This window comes from Stenotrophomonas sp. YJH_SMC_57, assembly GCF_059369755.1.
Genome location: NZ_JCAFSZ010000021.1, coordinates 1 through 17,530, shown reverse-complemented (window position 1 = coordinate 17,530; position 17,530 = coordinate 1). Strand labels below are relative to the sequence as shown.

The 17,530-nt window shown below is 66.9% G+C and carries 13 protein-coding genes; 9 read left to right on the top strand and 4 right to left on the bottom strand.

The window, feature by feature from the left end; genetic code table 11:
* Positions 1-5: 5 nt before the first annotated feature.
* The 3 genes from AC5P7U_RS20200 to AC5P7U_RS20190 all read left to right on the top strand — a co-directional run bounded on the left by AC5P7U_RS20200 (position 6) and on the right by AC5P7U_RS20190 (position 2,297).
* Complete coding sequence (locus AC5P7U_RS20200) at positions 6-599, top strand: hypothetical protein (protein ID WP_197564059.1); 594 nt, start codon at positions 6-8, stop codon at positions 597-599.
* A 133-nt stretch (positions 600-732) separates the two neighbouring features.
* The gene (locus AC5P7U_RS20195) at positions 733-1,350 is read left to right on the top strand and encodes a decarboxylase (protein WP_197564058.1); all 618 of its coding nucleotides are present in this window, start codon (positions 733-735) and stop codon (positions 1,348-1,350) included.
* A gap of 173 nt (positions 1,351-1,523) precedes the next feature.
* On the top strand, positions 1,524-2,297 hold the full coding sequence (locus tag AC5P7U_RS20190) for a CDP-diacylglycerol diphosphatase (protein WP_197564067.1): 774 nt from the start codon (positions 1,524-1,526) through the stop codon (positions 2,295-2,297).
* Here AC5P7U_RS20190 and AC5P7U_RS20185 read toward each other — a convergent pair.
* Positions 2,294-2,893 carry a GNAT family N-acetyltransferase gene (locus AC5P7U_RS20185; RefSeq protein WP_197564057.1) on the bottom strand — a complete coding sequence of 200 codons (600 nt, stop codon included), beginning with the start codon at positions 2,891-2,893 and terminating at the stop codon, positions 2,294-2,296. The genes AC5P7U_RS20190 and AC5P7U_RS20185 overlap by 4 nt on opposite strands.
* A gap of 211 nt (positions 2,894-3,104) precedes the next feature.
* On the opposite strand from AC5P7U_RS20185, the gene AC5P7U_RS20180 reads away from it, so the two are divergent.
* On the top strand, positions 3,105-5,831 hold the full coding sequence (locus AC5P7U_RS20180; protein WP_197564056.1) for a TonB-dependent receptor plug domain-containing protein: 2,727 nt from the start codon (positions 3,105-3,107) through the stop codon (positions 5,829-5,831).
* An 82-nt stretch (positions 5,832-5,913) separates the two neighbouring features.
* On the opposite strand, the gene AC5P7U_RS20175 is transcribed toward AC5P7U_RS20180, so the two are convergent.
* Positions 5,914-6,558 (bottom strand): hypothetical protein, encoded by a 645-nt coding sequence (locus AC5P7U_RS20175; protein WP_006450920.1) that lies wholly within the window; start codon positions 6,556-6,558, stop codon positions 5,914-5,916.
* 185 nt (positions 6,559-6,743) lie between these two features.
* Between AC5P7U_RS20175 and AC5P7U_RS20170 the strand changes: the two genes are divergently transcribed.
* Positions 6,744-7,904, top strand: a complete 1,161-nt coding sequence (locus tag AC5P7U_RS20170) for an amidohydrolase family protein (RefSeq protein WP_006450919.1) — start codon at positions 6,744-6,746, stop codon at positions 7,902-7,904.
* Between the two features lie 44 nt (positions 7,905-7,948).
* Here the strand turns inward: AC5P7U_RS20170 and AC5P7U_RS20165 are convergent, their stop codons facing one another.
* On the bottom strand, positions 7,949-8,386 hold the full coding sequence (locus AC5P7U_RS20165; protein ID WP_197564066.1) for a DUF3806 domain-containing protein: 438 nt from the start codon (positions 8,384-8,386) through the stop codon (positions 7,949-7,951).
* A 132-nt stretch (positions 8,387-8,518) separates the two neighbouring features.
* Positions 8,519-9,400, bottom strand: a complete 882-nt coding sequence (locus AC5P7U_RS20160) for a LysR substrate-binding domain-containing protein (protein ID WP_006450917.1) — start codon at positions 9,398-9,400, stop codon at positions 8,519-8,521.
* Positions 9,401-9,522: 122 nt separating this feature from the next.
* Between AC5P7U_RS20160 and AC5P7U_RS20155 the strand changes: the two genes are divergently transcribed.
* The 4 genes from AC5P7U_RS20155 to AC5P7U_RS20140 form a co-directional block, all read left to right on the top strand.
* Positions 9,523-10,224, top strand: coding sequence for an ankyrin repeat domain-containing protein (locus AC5P7U_RS20155; RefSeq protein WP_197564055.1), 702 nt, complete (start codon positions 9,523-9,525; stop codon positions 10,222-10,224).
* Positions 10,225-10,275: 51 nt separating this feature from the next.
* Positions 10,276-11,727, top strand: coding sequence for an amidohydrolase family protein (locus AC5P7U_RS20150; RefSeq protein ID WP_006450913.1), 1,452 nt, complete (start codon positions 10,276-10,278; stop codon positions 11,725-11,727).
* Between the two features lie 159 nt (positions 11,728-11,886).
* On the top strand, positions 11,887-12,423 hold the full coding sequence (locus AC5P7U_RS20145) for a hypothetical protein (RefSeq protein WP_006450912.1): 537 nt from the start codon (positions 11,887-11,889) through the stop codon (positions 12,421-12,423).
* A 399-nt stretch (positions 12,424-12,822) separates the two neighbouring features.
* Positions 12,823-17,530, top strand: a 4,708-nt coding sequence (locus AC5P7U_RS20140; protein WP_495221400.1) for an SPM autocatalytic domain-containing protein, incomplete at its 3' end; no start/stop codon positions are given.

Here is a 17,530-nt window from a genome sequence, read left to right as displayed (position 1 = left end):
TGAAGATGGCCGGGTTCGTGAGTCGAGAGGCGCTTGCGGCAGCAGGCGTATTGCTTGCAGCGAGTTGCCATGCGCAGTCGCCCGACGTGGGCGGGTGGCGCCGGGTCTCCGACAGTGATTACGCGCGGCACTTCCATTTCTCCATGCTTCCCCATGCTGCACCGGTGGGAAGTCGCTGGGCGATCTACGACGACAGGGCAGGCAAGGTGGTGTGTTGCCTGTCGGTGCAAGGCGCCGAGGTGAGTGAAAGCGAGCTCCAGGACCGCTTCCACATTCCGGGGCCGTGGGTGACCGATCTGACCAATGGCTGGAATCTGGATGCGGCACCCTATCGTCCGCATGTCCAGCTGCTGAAGGCGCAGGATGCGATGGGCAGCCATACCTTCAGGGAAGAGGGCGACGCAGCGGGTGGCCTGTTGCTGCCGCCAGATGCGCGGGTGGTGGGGGCGGATGCGCTGGAGATTGCCGGGGAGCGCTATACGGTGCAGCGCGATGAAACCTCGCTGGCCGATGGCGATGGTGGCGTACACACCTACACCTTGAAACCGGCCAGGGGCGGTGCAGCCCTGAGGGTCGAGGTGCCTTTCGGAACCTATTAGCGGGCATGCCTGCTTCGTTGCCTGGCTGGGACCGGTGCCGCCGCGCCCTTGCACGGCCCCACATGGCAGCCGCTGCATCTTCATGGCATCCTCACGAAACTGATTGGCCTGGTGCCATCGACGGATGAACAACATGCACAACTGGATCGCACCCGCGGCCGGCGCGCTGATGGTGGCGCTTTGCCTGGCCGCCCCGGCGGCACAGGCGGCCGAGCCGACCTTCGGTGGCTGGCGCAACCTGGGCTCGCGCGATGGCGCCGAGCCGGCGTTGCGGGATGTGCCGTTCGCGCTGCTGCCGGTGCCGGCGAGCCGTGACGCCCGTTTCGCGATCTACGACCGCGAGAGCAAGCGGCTGGTGTGCTGCCTGCAGGTGGCCAGCGCCGAGCTGGACGATACGGCGCTGCGCAAGGTCTACCAGCTGCCCGAACAGTGGGTGACCGATCTGCGCAACGGCCGCAGTACGGCGCGGCCGTGGCCGACCCGGGTCTACGAGATGCGGCGTACCGATGAACTGGTCGACTACGGCTTCAGTGATGCGCCCGAAGCCTACAGCGATCTGGGTGGGCTGCTCGTTCCGGCCAACGCACGGCTGCTGCCCGATGGCAGCGTGCAGGCCGGGTCGACCTACCGCCTGCAGTTCCGCAGCACGCCGCTGGGCGATGACAGCAGCGCGCTGGACCGCTTCACCCTGCAGCCGGCCCAGGACGCGGGCAAGCCGGTCGTGGTGGAAGTGTCGTACGGGACCTACTGACCCAGGACATTTGATCCGCGGAACGCCGGGACCGCCATCGAAGCGATTCGGCGCGACCCCGCATACCCCGGGCAAGGCAAAGGAAACCTTCCATGCCGCCGGCGCGGTGCGTGGCTGGGAGGGCGGCTACACTACGGGCCGCGGCCGTTGGCCGAGCCATTGACGTGAGTGCCGTGCCCCGCCTGTTGCTGCTGTTGTCCCTGTCCGCGCTGGCTGGTTGTGCCAGCGCTCCGCCACCGCCGGCCCACTCCGATGCGTTGTGGCGGTTGATCGAGCGTGACTGCCGCGGGGCCGAAGGCCCGCGTGGTGACTGCCTGCAGGTGGAGGCGGCGGTGAATCGGCGCGATGTGCTGGTCAAGGATGCGCACGGCGACTACCAGTTCCTGCTGATGCCGCTGGACAAGGTGAGTGGCATCGAGAACCGCAGCCTGTACCAGCGTGGCGCACCGAATTACTTCGCCGCCGCCTGGCAGGCCCGCCGCCATACCGAGCGGGCCCTGGGCCAACCGCTGCCGCGCAGCGTGGCCAGTCTGGCGCTGAATTCACCGCATGGGCGCTCGCAGCATCAGCTGCATATCCACGTCGACTGCTTGCGCGCAGACGTGCTGCAGGCCCTCGATGCACACGCTGCTGCGGTGGGCACCGAGTGGGCGCCACTGCCGGTGCTGCTGCGTGGGCATCGCTATCAGGCACGCCTGCTGCCGGGCGCGGAGCTTACCGCCAATCCGCTCAACCTGCTGGCCTATGGCCTGGCAGGCGTGGACGACGTGGGCCAGTGGAGTCTGGTGGTGGCGGGGCGTGAACGGGTACAGGGTGGCCCGGGCTTCATCCTGCTGGCCACCCGTGTGGACGCGGAAACCGGCAACGAGGCCAGCGGAGAAGAGTTGCAGGACCACGCCTGCTCGGTGCTGACCGGTGCCGGCGATGTGCTGGAACGGGTGCGCTAGTCCGCCACCTGCAGGCCGCTGCGCCACGTCGGCGCGGTCAGTGCCCACAGCTGGCGATCCTGCCAGCCGTCCATGTCCAGGTGATGGTCGCGCAGCAGGCCTTCCAGGTTGAAACCGAAGGCGTGCAGCGCGTTGGCGAACGGCGTGTTGCCGTCCGGGGGCAGCATCACGAACAGGCGATGCAGGCCGACGCCGTCGAACAGGAACGGGCACAGCGCCTGCAGCATGGCGTCGGCGTGCGGATGCCAGTGCTGCAGCGACAGCAGTTCGGCGCAGCGCGCCTCCAGCGATTGCAGGCGGATATGCAGCTGGTCCAGCACCGTGCCGTGATCGTCGTCGAATACGCCCAGCAGCAGCTGGTCGTTGTCCTGTTCCAGGCGTGAGCGATGCATGTGGGCGAGGAAGCGTGCCTCCTCGTCGATGCCGGTCGGGTGACGGCGGCCGCGCTGCTGGCGGTCGTCGAACAGGCGCCAGCGCGGCAGGTCGGTGCGCTGGAATGGACGCAGGGTGACCGGCGCCACCTGCAGCTGCAGCAGATGGCGGCGCAGCACCGGGCGTAGCGGGGGGAGGGCGGGGGTCGGATATGGGCTGATCATCCCCGCAACGATGGCGAGGCCCGCAGCGCCAGACCATTCAAATCGTTGCAAAAGCGTGATCGCTGCCGCGGCAGGTCTGATTCGGTTCAGGCATAAGTCCATCAGGGCTGGTCATTTCCGTTGAAACTCCCCATTCAGGACACTTTCGTTACGGGAACGTTATGCGCCGATGGCCGCCGCCCGTGCCACCACCCACTCCTCCAGGAAGCCCATGTCCGCCTCTCACAAGGCGCTGCGCCCGCGTCCGCTGGTGCTCGCGCTGTCGTCCCTGATGCTGGTCTCGTTGCCGGCCTTCGCGCAGGAAAGCGCACCCACCCAGCTACAGGAAGTGAAGGTCACCGGCTCGCGCATCCCCCGCGCCAGCGTCGAGGGGCCGTCGCCGGTGACGGTGATCAGCCGTGAGCAGATCGATGCGCAGGGTTATCGCAATGCCTTCGATGCATTGAGTGCCTTGACCGAGAACACCGGCAACGTGCAGGGCGAAGACTTCGGCAATACGTTCACCCCGGCCGCCAATACCATCAATCTGCGGGGGCTGGGCCCGAACCGCACGCTGGTACTGGTCAACGGCCGACGCCAGTCCGACTACCCGCTGGCCTACGAAGGCTCGGTGAACGTGGTCAACCTGGCCAACATTCCGAGTGCGCTGATCGAGCGCATCGAGGTGCTGGCAGCGGGCGCGTCGGCGGTGTACGGCTCCGATGCCATCGCCGGCGTCGTCAACATCATCCTCAAGGACCACTTCGAGGGCGTGGACGTGAACGTGCGCGCTGGCGGTACCCAGCAGGGCGGTGGCGACAACCAGCGCGTGCAGGTGGTCGGTGGCGGTTCCGGCGAGCGCTGGGACGGCCTGTTCGGCTTCGAGTTCGATGTGCGCAAGGCGATCCACGCGCGCCAGCGCGACTTCATGGATTCGCTGGACGATGACCCGACCGGCAAGGCGCCGCAGGCCACCGCCATCGCTTACCGGCGCAACGCCGCCACCGGCCGCAACATCGACCCGGGTACGAACGGCTGCGACCCGGCGTCGGGCATCTACGGCGGCAGTGTGTTCCGTGCCTTCAACCCGCGCCAGGGCTGGTACTGCGGCAGCAACGAGGCCGCCGCCAGCTACTGGACCGTGCAGACCGAGAAGCGCAACCTCAATGGGTATGGCCTGCTGACCTTCCACGTCAACGAGACCACCGACCTGTTCGCCGATCTGGCCGTGGGAAGCGCACGCATCACCAACAACACCCGCGCGCCTACCTGGACGTCGGCCCGCAATTACTTCTACAACCAGACCACCGGCAACCTGGAAAGCTGGTACCGCCGCTTCGCACCGGAAGAAATCGGTGGCCTGCCGCGCAACGCCAACCGTTTCCTGGAAAACTCGTGGTCGTTCAACGTTGGCGCGCGTGGCCGGATCGGCGACAGCGACTGGGACTACGAGGCGGTCTACAGCCGCTCCCGCTACGAGAACCGTACCCGTCGCCCGGTACTGCTGGCCGGCATCAACGAATACCTGCTCGGCCCGAAGCTGGGCGTGCGCGATGGCGTGGAGGTCTATGCACCGGACCCGGCACGCCTGTTCAAGCCGCTGACGCCGAACGAGTACAAGGGGCTGTCCGATTACCAGGAAAGCCGCAATGCGGCGTGGCTGCAGACCTTCAGCGCCAGCATCAACGGCCGCCTGTTCGGGCTGCCCGGCGGTGATGCAGCGCTGGCGGCGGTGGTCGAGGCTGGAAGCCAGGGTTACCGCAACCGCCCCGATCCGCGGCTGGGGAGTGGAGAGTTCTGGAATACCAGCGCCGGCATCGGTGCCGGGGGCGAGCGCGACCGCTATGCGGCGGGCGTGGAGCTGCAACTGCCGTTGCTGAAGTCGCTGACCACCACCCTGGCCGGTCGCTACGACCAGTACCGTGCCGGGGGCGAGCACCTCGGCAAGGCCACTTGGAGTTTCGGCGTGGAGTTCCGCCCGATCGAGAGCCTGCTGATCCGTGGTACCGCTGCGACCAGCTTCCGTGCGCCGGACATGAATTACGTGTTCGCCACCGAGACCCGCGGCTACAACCCGGGCATGACCGACTACTGGCGTTGCCGCACCGCAGGCCAGTCCTACGACAACTGCGACTACAACGGCCTGTCGATCGACTACAGCAACCGCGCGAACCCTCAGCTGCAGCCGGAAACCGCCAAGTCCTATGGCTTCGGCGTGGTCTGGTCGCCGCTGGCCGGGCTGGATTTCAGCGCTGACTATTACGACATCCGCATCGACAACGAGGTTACCAGCCTTGACACCAGCCGCATCCTGCGCGATGAGGCCGATTGCCGGCTGGGCCGCACGCTGGGCGGCGAGGCGCGCGACATCGGCTCACCGCTGTGCCAGGACGCGCTGTCGCGGGTGATCCGCAACCCGTCCACTGCCACCGTGCAACCGGACCAGGTGACCCGCGTGCTGATCAACCCGATCAACGCGGCGTCCGAATCGGTGCGCGGCCTGGACCTGAAGGGCAACTGGCGCTTCGATGCCGGCCGCTATGGCCGCTTCACCACGCGCCTGGCCTACACCGTGGTACTGGAACACACGTACAAGCAGTTCTCCGATGATCCGGAGCGCGACATCCGCAATTCGCTGGATGACTACCAGTGGCGCAGCAAGGCCAACGGCAGCATCACCTGGAACCAGGGTGACTGGACCACCACGCTGTATGGCAACCGTTTCGGCTCGCTGCCCAAGAGCGATGGCAGTGGCCGCATGGGGCCGTACATGACCTACAACGCCAGCGTGTTCCGCCAGTTCGGCGAGAACCTGTCGGTGGGCGTGATCGTCAACAACCTGCGCGACAGCCGCCCGCCGGCGGACAGGAACGGAGGCGGCTGGCCGTTCTATCCGGTCGGCAACTACGACCCGTATGGCCGCCAGTACTGGTTGCAGCTGGACTACCGGTTCCGCTGATCCCGCTGCAAGCGAAAGGCCCGGCATTGCCGGGCCTTCTGCTTTTCACTCATCGTGCGGTGCCACTGCGCCCGCCGTCGGTTCAGGGCAGCGCCTGCTGCAGGTACGACTCGATGACGTAGCTGAAAGGCTGCTGCTGGCGGTCGCGCAGCAGGGCGCGCACTTCCAGGATCACGCCATGATCGCCTTCGCCGCGCGGCGGCCAGAAGGTCTGGTCGGCCAGGGTCTGGCGCTGGAAGCCGAGCGGGCCGACCACGCGGCCGAACGGCTCATCGGTGCTGTCCAGCACCTCGTTCATGGCCGGGCTGAGGTGGCCGGGCAGGTACCAGTTGTCGGCCTCGGACAGCACGCGGCTGCCACAGACCAGCTGCACGCGGCGGTAGCGCAGGGCGGTACCGGATTGCGCCGCGCCCAGCGCCTGCAGCACATCGGCCGGTGCCGGCTTGTCCTGGCCGCGCACGCGCACCGCACGCACCCGTGCCTGCTCGGCGAGGCCATGCTCGGCGCACCAGTGCTCCAGGGTGGCGGTAGCGCTCTGCCCGGACAGCACGCGCTGGTGCAGCCGTTCGACCAGCGCAGCCGGCGCGATGCGCTGCTGTCCAGGCGGTGCCTGCAGCGGTGCAGTGGCGGCGGCATCAGTGGCGGACAGGCTGGCGATCGGGGCGGCGGCAAGCAGGGACGCGGCCTGCCAGCGGCGGAGACGATCGTGGCGGTCGGACGGGGCCATGCGGCATCACAGCGGAAACAGGCCTCTATGGTACCCGTTCAGACGTGTGCACGGCGTGGCAGCGGCCGGCCGTCGTTGCGGCATTCATCGTTCTGATGAATGCATGGCATCCAGATATTTCGTTGGTCGATGGAGGGGCCGGGGGCGCAGGATGGCGTCATGACCTGGCTTTGCGGGAGTTTCCGATGACGCTTCAGTTCGTCCATGGCGGCGTGGATCGCGACGGTGCACCGTTGCATTTCCACATCCGCAACGGACGCATCAGCGGCCTGAACGCAGAAGGCACGCCGCGCGAAGGTGCGGAAAGCGTCGATCTGAGCGGCTTTGCCGTCCTGCCAGGCCTGGTGGACGGCCATATCCACCTGGACAAGAGCTTCGTGGGTGATCGCTGGCATCCGCACCAACCGGTGAACAGCCTGCGTGAGCGCCTGGCGGTGGAGAAGGCGGCGGTGGCGGGCGCGGCACCGATGGTCGACCGGGCCGAGGCGCTGATCCGCCAGTGCAGCGGCTTCGGCACGGTGGCGATGCGCTGCCACGTCGACATCGATGCCAGTACCGGGCTGCGCCATCTGGACGCGGTGCGCGAGGCGGCGCTGCGCTGCGCCGACATCATGCGCATCCAGCTGGTGGCGTTCCCGCAGGCCGGGGTGATGTCCTGTCCAGGCACCGCCGCAGTGCTGGAGCAGGCCATTGCCGCGGGCGTGGAGGTACTGGGCGGCATCGACCCGACCACCCTCGACGGCGATGCCGAAGGCCAGTTGGCGCTGTTGTTCGGCCTGGCCGAGCGCTATGGCGTGCGGCTGGACATCCATCTGCACGAACCCGGCGAGACCGGGCTGGCCCAGCTGCTGCGCATCGCTGCGCGGACCCGGGCGGCCGGGTTGCAGGGCCGGGTGGCGGTCAGCCATGCCTATTCGCTGGGTGAAGTGCCGCTGGCGCGCGCGCTGCAGGTTGGCGAGGCGCTGGCCACGGCCGGCGTAGCCATCATGAGCAATGCACCGGGCGACCACCCGTTCCCGCCATTGCGTGCGCTACATGACGCCGGCGTGCGCGTGTTCGCCGGCAACGACAACATCCGCGACTGCTGGTGGCCGTACGGCAATGGCGACCTGCTGCAGCGGGCGATGCTGCTGGGCTACCGCTCCGGCTTCTACACCGATGCCGACCTGATGCTGGCGCTGGACATGGTCACCACCCATGCCGCTCAGGTGATCGGGCTACCGCAGTACGGCCTTGCGGAGGGCCTTCCGGCCACCTTCGTGGCGGTGCGTGCCGACCATGGCCCGGCGGCCGTGGCTGCAGTGCCAGTGGAACGCCGCGTGGTGGTGGACGGCCGCTGGCTGTAGATCCACGCCATGCGCCGATGATGCGATCGAATCCGGTGCGTGGCTCACGCGTAATCATCGGCGCGGGTCGCGACGAACTCCTCCAGCCACGCCAGCAGGTGGGCAATGTCGATCACCTCGCCTTGCTCGACGCGCTTGAGCAGCAGCGTGCTGGCACCGATCTGCAGGCTGCTGTCGGCATAGCGCAGCACCGCGTCGATGCCCCAGGCGTCGGTGACCTGCATCCACGCCAGGCCTGGCACGCGCTGGGCCAGGGTGTCGCCGAACGCCACGCCAAGGGCCTCCCAGCCGTCTCCGTCGTCACGGTCGATCAGTTCGGCGTCGACCACACGCTGCAGCGTGCTGGCTGGCAGTGGCCATTGCACCGGCAGGCTGGGGAAACCGGCTGCCACGCGTGCAGCGATCAACGACCGCTGGTGCTGCAGATGGGTCTGCAGGGCCGCGGGTAGGGGGTCGAAGCGGGTGGGGATTTCGTCGGACATGGCGAGGCGCGGTGGGGCACGGAAACGGCGGGCACTGTAGCCGGCGATGCAGCGCGCTGGCGCGGCAGGATTGATCAGGTTTCGATGCTTGATGCGCGAAAGGCAGCCACGCATGGCGCGGATCCAGGGTGCTCAATCCGGTTCGCGCTGCACCTGCCGCCACAGCTCGCCCGCCAGAGCGCGCACCGCATCATCGGCATCGGCGCGATGCAGCAGGCCAATCTCGTAGTTGTCGATCACCGGCAGGGCGCGCTCACCATCGATGATGCGGTGCTCACGCATGACCGCGCGGCGGGGTAGCAGGCTGATGCCGATGCCATCGGCCACCGCGCCCTGGATGCCGCTGAGCGACGAGCTGGTGAAGGCGATGCGCCAGCGCAGGCCCAGCGCTTCCACGGCGTGGATCATCTCGTCGCGGTACAGCCCGCGCGGCGGGAAGGTGACCAGCGGCAGCGGATCCTGCCCCAGGCAACTGCTGCGCAGGCTGTCGATCCAGTGCATCGGCTCGCGCCGGCAGTGCACGGCCTGGCGCGTGTTGCGACGTTGTTTGACCAGCACCAGGTCCAGCTCGCCATGGTCGAAGCCGTGCGCCAAGTCGCGGCTCAGTCCGCTGCTGATCTCCAGCTTCACCTGCGGATGGCGACGGCTGAACGCCGCCAGCATGCGGGTGGTCTGCGCGTTGACGAAGTCCTCCGGCACGCCGATGCGTACGGCGGTCTCCACGGTGGCGCCGGCCAGCGCCTGGGCCATTTCCTCGTTCAGGTCGAGCATGCGCCGCGCGTAGCCGAGCAGGGTGTGGCCGGCATCGGTGGGATGCACGTCGCGGTGGCCGCGTTCGAGCAGGCGGTGCCCGGCCAGTTCCTCCAGACGGCGCACCTTCTGGCTGACCGTGGACTGGGTCGAATGCAGCCGCGTGGCGGCGGTGGTGAAACTGCCGCAGTCGGCCACCATCACCAGCGCCCGCAGCAGGTCCAGTTCGAACAGGGTTCTATTCGATTTGGCACTGTCTGGCATTTGAACATTTCACTTCTGGATGCACGTGGCGACTTCTACCATGCGAAGCAACCACCGGCAATGCCCACCCATTGCGAGCGCCGCGCGCCGTGCAGCGGTGATCGACAGGAGGAGACACCGACATGCGCTTCCATCGTTGCCGTGCCTGGCCTGCACCGTTCGTGCGCGCGCTGCTGGTGTGTCTGCTGGCCATGGTCACGCCCGCCTGCACCGCCACCTCCCGGGTGGACGCCGATGCCCACCTGCGCGATGCCGCCAGCCGCGGCGATACCGAGGCCGTGCGCGAGGCAATCGGGCAGGGCGCCGATCTGGAAGCACGCGACGGCCAGGGCCGCACCGCGCTGCTGCTGGCCACGCATGGAAACAACGTGGATGCCGCGCGCGAACTGATCGAAGCCGGTGCCGATGTCAATGCCAAGGATGCGTTGCAGGACAGTGCCTACCTGTACGCTGGTGCGCGTGGCCTGGATGAAATCCTGGCGATGACGCTGGCGCATGGCGCTGATCTGCACAGCACCAACCGCTATGGCGGTACTGCGCTGATTCCGGCCGCCGAGCGCGGCCACGTCGCCACCGTGCGCACGCTGCTGCGCGCGGGCGTTGCGGTGGATCATGTCAACCGCCTGCACTGGACCGCATTGCTGGAAGCGATCCTGCTCGGCGATGGAGGGCCGCGTCATGTGCAGATCGTGCAGCTGCTGCTTGATGCCGGTGCCGATCCCGAACGGGCCGACGGCGATGGCGTGACACCACTGGCCCATGCGCGGCAACGCGGCTACACCGACATCGAAGCACTGCTGCGCCAGTACGGCGCGGTGCGCTGAGGCCTGACCCCTTCCACCCGCACGCTGCGCGTGCTCACCAGGATGCTGTCCATGTTCCGTTTCCATTCGCTGTCTCTTGCCGTCCTTGTTGCAGTGGCCCCGCTGTCGGCCGCGGCCGCCGAGCGTGCCGACCTGCTGATCCGCAATGCCACCGTGGTGGATGTCGAACACGCCAGCACGCTGCCTGGGCAGAGCGTGGTGATCCGCGGCGAGGACATCGTTGCCGTTGGTCCGGACGCGCAGCTGCGCAGCCAGTGGAAGACCACCCGCCAGATCGATGCCAAGGGCAAGTACCTGATCCCGGGGCTGTGGGACATGCACGTGCACTTTGGTGGCGGCCCGGCGCTGATCGAAGAGAACAAGGCGCTGCTGCCGCTGTACATCGCGCACGGCATCACCACCGTGCGTGACTGCTCCGGCGACCTGCCCGGGCAGGTGCTGCAGTGGCGTGGCGAGATCGCCAAGGGCACGTTGTTCGGGCCGCGCCTGCTCAGTTCGGGCGCGAAGATCGAAGGCATCAAGCCGGTCTGGAAGGGCACGATCGAAGTGGGCAGCGAGGCGGACGTCGACCAGGCGATCGTCCGCCTGCAGCACGACAAGGTCGATTTCGTGAAGATCACCGACAGCACGCTGAAGCCGGAACTGTTCCTGTACTCGGCCAGTGCCGCGCGCAAGGCGGGTTTCAAGGCATCCGGCCATATCCCGATGGCGCTGACCGTGGAGCAGGCCGTCGACGCCGGGCTGGCGTCGATCGAGCACCTGGACTATGCGTTCAAGGCCGGCAGCAAGGACGAGGCGCAGATCGCCGCCGACTTCGCTGCCGGCCGCATCGACCGTGCCGAAGCCAACCGGCGGCTCGACGCGAGCTTCGACCGCGAGACCGCGATGCACGCCTACCGCGATTTCGCCAGGCGTGGCGTGTTCGTGACCCCGACCCTCAACGGTGGTCGCATCCTCGACTTCCTCGATCAGGATGACCACGCCAGCGACCCGTACCTGGCCTACATCGGCCCGGGCCTGCGTGCCACCTACCAGTGGCGCGTGGACCGCGCCGCCAAGGCCACGCCCGCGCAGATCGAAGCGCGTCACGCGCAGTACCACCAGGTGGCCGCAGTGCTGCCGCTGCTGCAGGAAGCCGGCGTGACGATCATCGCCGGCACCGATGCGGGCTTCCTGAACTCGTACAACTTCCCGGGTATCGCGCTGCACCAGGAACTGCAGCTGTTCGTGAAGGAGGGCCTGAGCGCACCGCAGGCGCTGTCGGCGGCGACTCGTTCCGGCCCGGCCTGGTTCGGCCAGATGGATCGCTACGGTGGCGTGGCCACCGGCAAGGCCGCCGACCTGGTGCTGCTGACCGCCAATCCGCTGCAGGACATCGCCGCGACCGAGAAGATCGACAGCGTGATCCTGCGTGGCAATGTGTATGACCGTGCCGCGCTGGACAGGATGCTGGCCGAGACCAAGGCCAAGGTCGCCGCCTGGAATGCCGAGGCGGCACGCTGACATGACCGCCGGCGCGGTGTCTTGACAGGTCATGGGGGAGCGGCGCTAAGGTCTGCACTCCAGTGTGCATTGGCATGGTAGGGACATCATGTTGCGGATCCTGCAGGCGGGTTGGCGGGTGCGTACGGCGTACGGGTGGTCGTACGGAAGCGCCGGACGATGAGCCGGGCGCGGTTGTTTCCGTTGCTGGCTGGTATCGGCATCGTGCTGGTGGCGATCGTGCTGGCGGCGCTGGCGTGGCGGGTGGAGCTGATGGGGCTGCCGCATCCGCAGTGGTTGAGCTGGGCGCAGGCGATTTCGGCCGTTACCCGTTACTCGCAGAACTCGCAGTTGGGTCTGGCGGCCGACGTCTACTACGCGCTGATGCCGCTGTTGGTGCCGGTCTCTGCGTTCTGGTCGCACCGCGCGCTCTGCTACGACGCTGATGGCCGCCCCAGCGCCTGGCAGAGACGGGCGTTCCGGCCGGCGCAGCGTCGTGCCGGGGTGTTCGCGGTGCCATTGTTCGCCGCGTTGCCGGTAACGCTGTTGTGCCTGTTCCGGGGCGGCGACCTGCTGCGGCTGTCGATCCAGGGCAACTTCTGGGCGATGGCGCTGAAGGGCTGGCTCCCCTTCTTCGTGTGCGGGGTGGCCATCGCCCTGGTGGTATCGATGGTGGAGAAGCTGTTGCGACCCGCATCCGCCAACGCAGGCGGCTGACCGGGTTCGAATCGGAGTGAACGGCACCGGGGCAGGGCCTGCGCGGACCTCCGTCCGTCGGCTGCCTCTTGCCAGCCCGGGTCGCTTGGGCTATACCGCCGTTCATTCGAGTGCAGCGCATAGCAGGGACGTTATGTCTGGAGTGTTCGAGGTCTGTTGCCGGCGGCGGGAAAGGATCCCGGCCGCGTCCGTGTTTGCGCCCCCGAGGGGGCCGCTGGTTCGCGATTCCGCATCGTAGTCCGTAGCAGGCGCTGGCGCGCAACTGTGCCGGCGCTGTTCCCGTTGTGCCTGATCGAAACCGCCGCCAGCAGCGCAGGGGGCAGGCATGCATCGGTGCGCGTGCCTGCAACACCGTGCAGAGGGCATCTGCAGTACCGACCTTCACAAGGAAGCGAGCACATGAACACGCAGACGTGGCAGTTGCCCAAGAATTACGTCATCGATCCGGACACCGGTGACATGACGATCTTCAACCACGACGGGTCGATCACCGTGCTGCGGAAAGATCCGGCGACCGGTGCCTATTCGCTGGAGCACAACGGGGTCAAGGTCAGCCAGGACCAGTTCAACCTGTCGATGCTGTGGGCGTTGATGAAGGAGACCGCCAAGGCCCCCGGCATGGAAGGGCCGGACATACAGGACGTGATTCCGCTGGTGCTTGCCGCGGCCAGCGGCGACGGTGCCAAGCACACGTTCCTGGACGACATGGCCAAGGCGCTGAAGGCACAGAGCGAGGCCGTGCTGGCCGGAGTCTCGCGGCAGACGGCGCATGCGCAGTTCCTGCGTGATGCATCGGCGGTGGTGCAGAAGAACAGTGCGGGCATGGCCCAGCATCTGGATGCGAGTGCACGGGCCACCCTCAACAAGGCGCTGGCCGGACTGGCGAAGGCCGATGCACTGGAAATCCGTGCAGCGCGCAGTGGCCGCGCTGCCGATCTGATCGACGCGCGCTACGGCAAGATCGGAGCCGTGCTGGATGTGGTCTCGCTGCTGTCGGCGCTGGCCGAGGGTGACAGCAACGAGATTCTGAAGACGTCGCTCGGCATTCTTGCCGGCATCGTTGCCGGTAGTGCGGCCGCCTTCTTTGGCGCGCCCATGCTGCTGGGCCTTGGCATCGGCCTGCTCGGGTCGTGGGGAGCGGGCCAGCTGTACGATGCGTTCATTGGTCCGAACATCGGCGATCTGGGCAATTTCTGGGACAACCTGTTCGGTGCGCTGGGTCTGGGTGACGGCGTGGGCGGCGATTTCGCCGCGGCCCGCAACCTTGTGCCGCGGCGGGATCCGTTGGCGCTGGACCTCGATGGCGACGGCATCGAGACGGTCGGGGTACGAGCCGGCGTCTTGTTCGATCACGATGGCGATGGGGTGCGCCAGGGCACCGGTTGGATTGGCCCGGACGATGGGCTGCTGGTGCTGGACCGCAATGGCAATGGCCGGATCGACAACGGTACCGAGCTGTTCGGCGTCGACACGCCCTTGCCGGACGGTAGCCAACCACGGTCCGGATTTGCGGCACTGTCCAGCCTGGACAGCAATGGCGACGGCATCTTCGACGCACGCGACGCGCGGTTTGCCGATGTCAGGGTGTGGCGCGATCTCAACCAGGACGGCATCTCGCAGGCCACTGAACTGTTCACCCTGGAGGGGCTGGGCATCGCGTCGATCGGCCTGACCCCGCACAGCGTCGATGACCAGAATCTCGGCAACGGAAACATCATCGACAACCACGGCACGTACGTGCGCACCGATGGCAGCAGCGGCGCCATTGTCGACATGCAGTTCGCGGTGGAGAATTTCTATCGCGAATTCGACCGCGGGAGCCATCCGGTGACCCTGCTGGACGCGGTCAAGGCGTTGCCGGACCTGCGCGGCTCCGGCGCGGTGCGCGATCTTCGCGAGGCGGCCAGCCTGTCGCCGGCGCTGTTGCAGGCACTGCAGGCGGTGGTGCCTGGCATGTCCCGCGACGCATTGCTGGCCAGGATCGACGGCATCGTCACCCTGTGGGCCGCATCGTCGGGCATGAAGACCGGCGAAGAGATCATCGAGGGCGAAGCCGGTGGGCGCACCCTGCGCTACCACGGCGTTGTTCCGCAGTCGGTGCAGGCACAGGGCGAGAGCGCCGTCAGTGCCTGGAAGACCGCCCAGCACGCCACGCTGGGGCCGATCATCGCGCTGCTTGAACGCTTCAATGGCTCAACCCTGGTCAGTATCAGTGGCGACCGTGTCAGCACCGGTGGCCGCGGCTTCGGCGGCGGCGCGATGCAGACCGAGATCGATGTCGAGTTGTGGCCCGAACAGATCGCCCCGCTGTTGCGGGCGCATGCCGCCCTGGTGGATTCGGTGTATGGCGCCCTGGCCCTGGGCGTGCGCCTGAAGGACGTGATGGCGTCGTTCCGGCCCGTGTTCGGCAGCCAGGGCCTGAGCTGGGACACGGCGGGCATGACGGCGGCACTGTGGGCTAAATGGCAAGGCGACACGCTGGGTGCTCTGCAGGACGTGATGGACATCAAGCGTTACGCCAGCGCACAGATGGAAATGGCGGATTGGCCCGGTCTTTCGGTCCTGACCGAGATGGTGCGCCAGACCCGTGCGCTGGCCGGAGGGGATCAAGTGCTGGCGCGGGCCGGCATCAGCCTGGTCCAGGGCAGCGCCAGCGGCGGCAGCGGTCAGGATTGGCTGTGGGGCGGGACCGCTGCGGATACGATCAACGGGGGGGCAGGCGCAGACTTCCTTGTGGGGGGGGAAGGCGATGACAGGTTGAACGGTAACGGCGGTGACGACGAGATCGCCGGCGGGGTCGGCAATGACCGGCTTGTCGGCGGTGATGGCAGCGATGTACTGCTGGGGGAGCAGGGCGACGACAACCTTGAAGGTGAAGATGGAAACGACCTGTTGATCGGTGGTGCTGGCAACGACAAGCTGCGTGGTGGTTTCGGCAACGACACCTATCATTTCGACTTGGGCTGGGGCAGTGACCGGCTCTACAACGATGACACCAGCAGAGGGCGGACTGACATCATCCGCTTCGGTGCCGGTATTCTGGCCAGCGATATCCGGGTGAGCCGTTCGTATAGTGACCTGTTGCTGACCCATGCCAATGGTGATCGCATCACCGTCGATATGGGCCTTTACTACGATGCGCTGGCGGGTACCGCCTATCGTATCGATGAGGTCCACTTCGATGACGGAACCATCTGGACCATGGAGCAGATCAAGCAGATGCTGCTGCAGCCGACCAGTGGTGCCGACAGCATCACTGGCTACGCCAGCGATGACACCCTGCGTGGAGGCGAGGGCAACGACAAGATCTTCGGCGAAGGCGGCAACGACACGCTGTATGGAGATGCCGGCAACGACGATCTGGACGGGGGCGCCGGCAACGATGTGCTGATCGGCGGCAGTGGCAACGATACCCTGCGCGGCGGCAATGGCAGCGATACCTACCGCTTCGATCTGGGCTGGGGCAGCGACAAGATCGTCGCCAACGATACCGGCACGGGCCGGGTGGAAACCATCCAGTTTGGCGAAGGCATCCTTGCCAGCGACATCCGCCTGAGCCGCACCACCTACGATCTGGTGCTGACCCACAGCAATGGTGATCGCATCACCGTCGATATGGGGCTGTACAACGATGCGCTGGCTGGAAGTTATTACAGGATCGACCAGGTCAGCTTCGCCGATGGCACGTTGTGGAGCATGGACCAGATCAAGCAGATGCTGCTGCAGCCGACCAGCGGTGCCGACAGCATCACTGGCTACGCCAGCGATGACACCCTGCGCGGAGGAGAGGGCAACGACAAGATCCTCGGCGAAGGCGGCAACGACACGCTGTATGGAGATGCCGGCAACGATGATCTGGACGGGGGCGCCGGCAACGATGTGCTGATCGGCGGCGGCGGCAACGATACCCTGCGCGGTGGCGCTGGCAGCGACACGTATCACTTCGATCTGGGCTGGGGCAGCGACAAGATCGTCGCCAATGACACCGGCACGGGCCGGGTGGAAACCATCCGGTTTGGCGAAGGCATCCTTGCCAGCGACATCCGCCTGAGCCGCACCACCAACGACCTGGTGTTGACCCACAGCAATGGCGATCGCATCACCGTCGACATGGGCATGTACTACGACGCGGTGGCCGGAAGCTACTACCGGATCGACCAGGTCAGCTTCGCCGATGGCACGTTGTGGAGCATGGACCAGATCAAGCAGATGCTGCTGCAGCCGACCAGCGGTGCCGACAGCATCACTGGCTATGCCAGCGATGACACCCTGCGTGGAGGGGAGGGCAACGACAAGATCCTCGGCGAAGGCGGCAACGACACGCTGTATGGAGATGCCGGCAACGACGATCTGGACGGAGGCGCCGGCAATGACGTGCTGATCGGCGGCAGTGGCAACGATACCCTGCGGGGCGGCAATGGCAGCGATACCTACCGTTTCGAACTGGGCTGGGGCAGCGACAAGATCGTCGCCAACGATACCGGCACGGGCCGGGTGGAAACCATCCAGTTTGGCGAAGGCATCCTCGCCAGCGACATCCGCTTGAGCCGCACCACCAACGACCTGGTGTTGACCCACAGCAATGGCGATCGCATCACCGTCGACATGGGCATGTACTACGACGCGGTGGCCGGAAGCTACTACCGGATCGACCAGGTCAGCTTCGCCGACGGCACCCTGTGGACGATGGACCAGATCAAGCTGATGCTGCTGCAGCCGACCCCCGGCGCCGATCGCCAGTTGGGCTATGCCTCCAACGATATTCTGGACGGTGGCGAGGGCAACGACGAGCTGGATGGGGCCGGTGGCAACGATGTGCTGATCGGTGGCGGTGGCAATGACATCCTGCGCGGCGGCGCCGGCAGTGATACCTATCACTTTGATCTGGGCTGGGGCAGCGACCGGATCATCGTCAGCGACACCGGTGTTGGCCGGGTCGAGACGGTGCGCTTCGGCGCCGGGATCGCCGCCAGCGATATCCGTCTTGGCCGCGCCGGCAGCGATCTGCTGTTGACGCACGTCAATGGCGATCGCATCACCGTCGACATGGGGCTGTACAACGACGCAGCGGCCGGCGGTGCGTACCGGATCGACCAGGTCAGCTTCG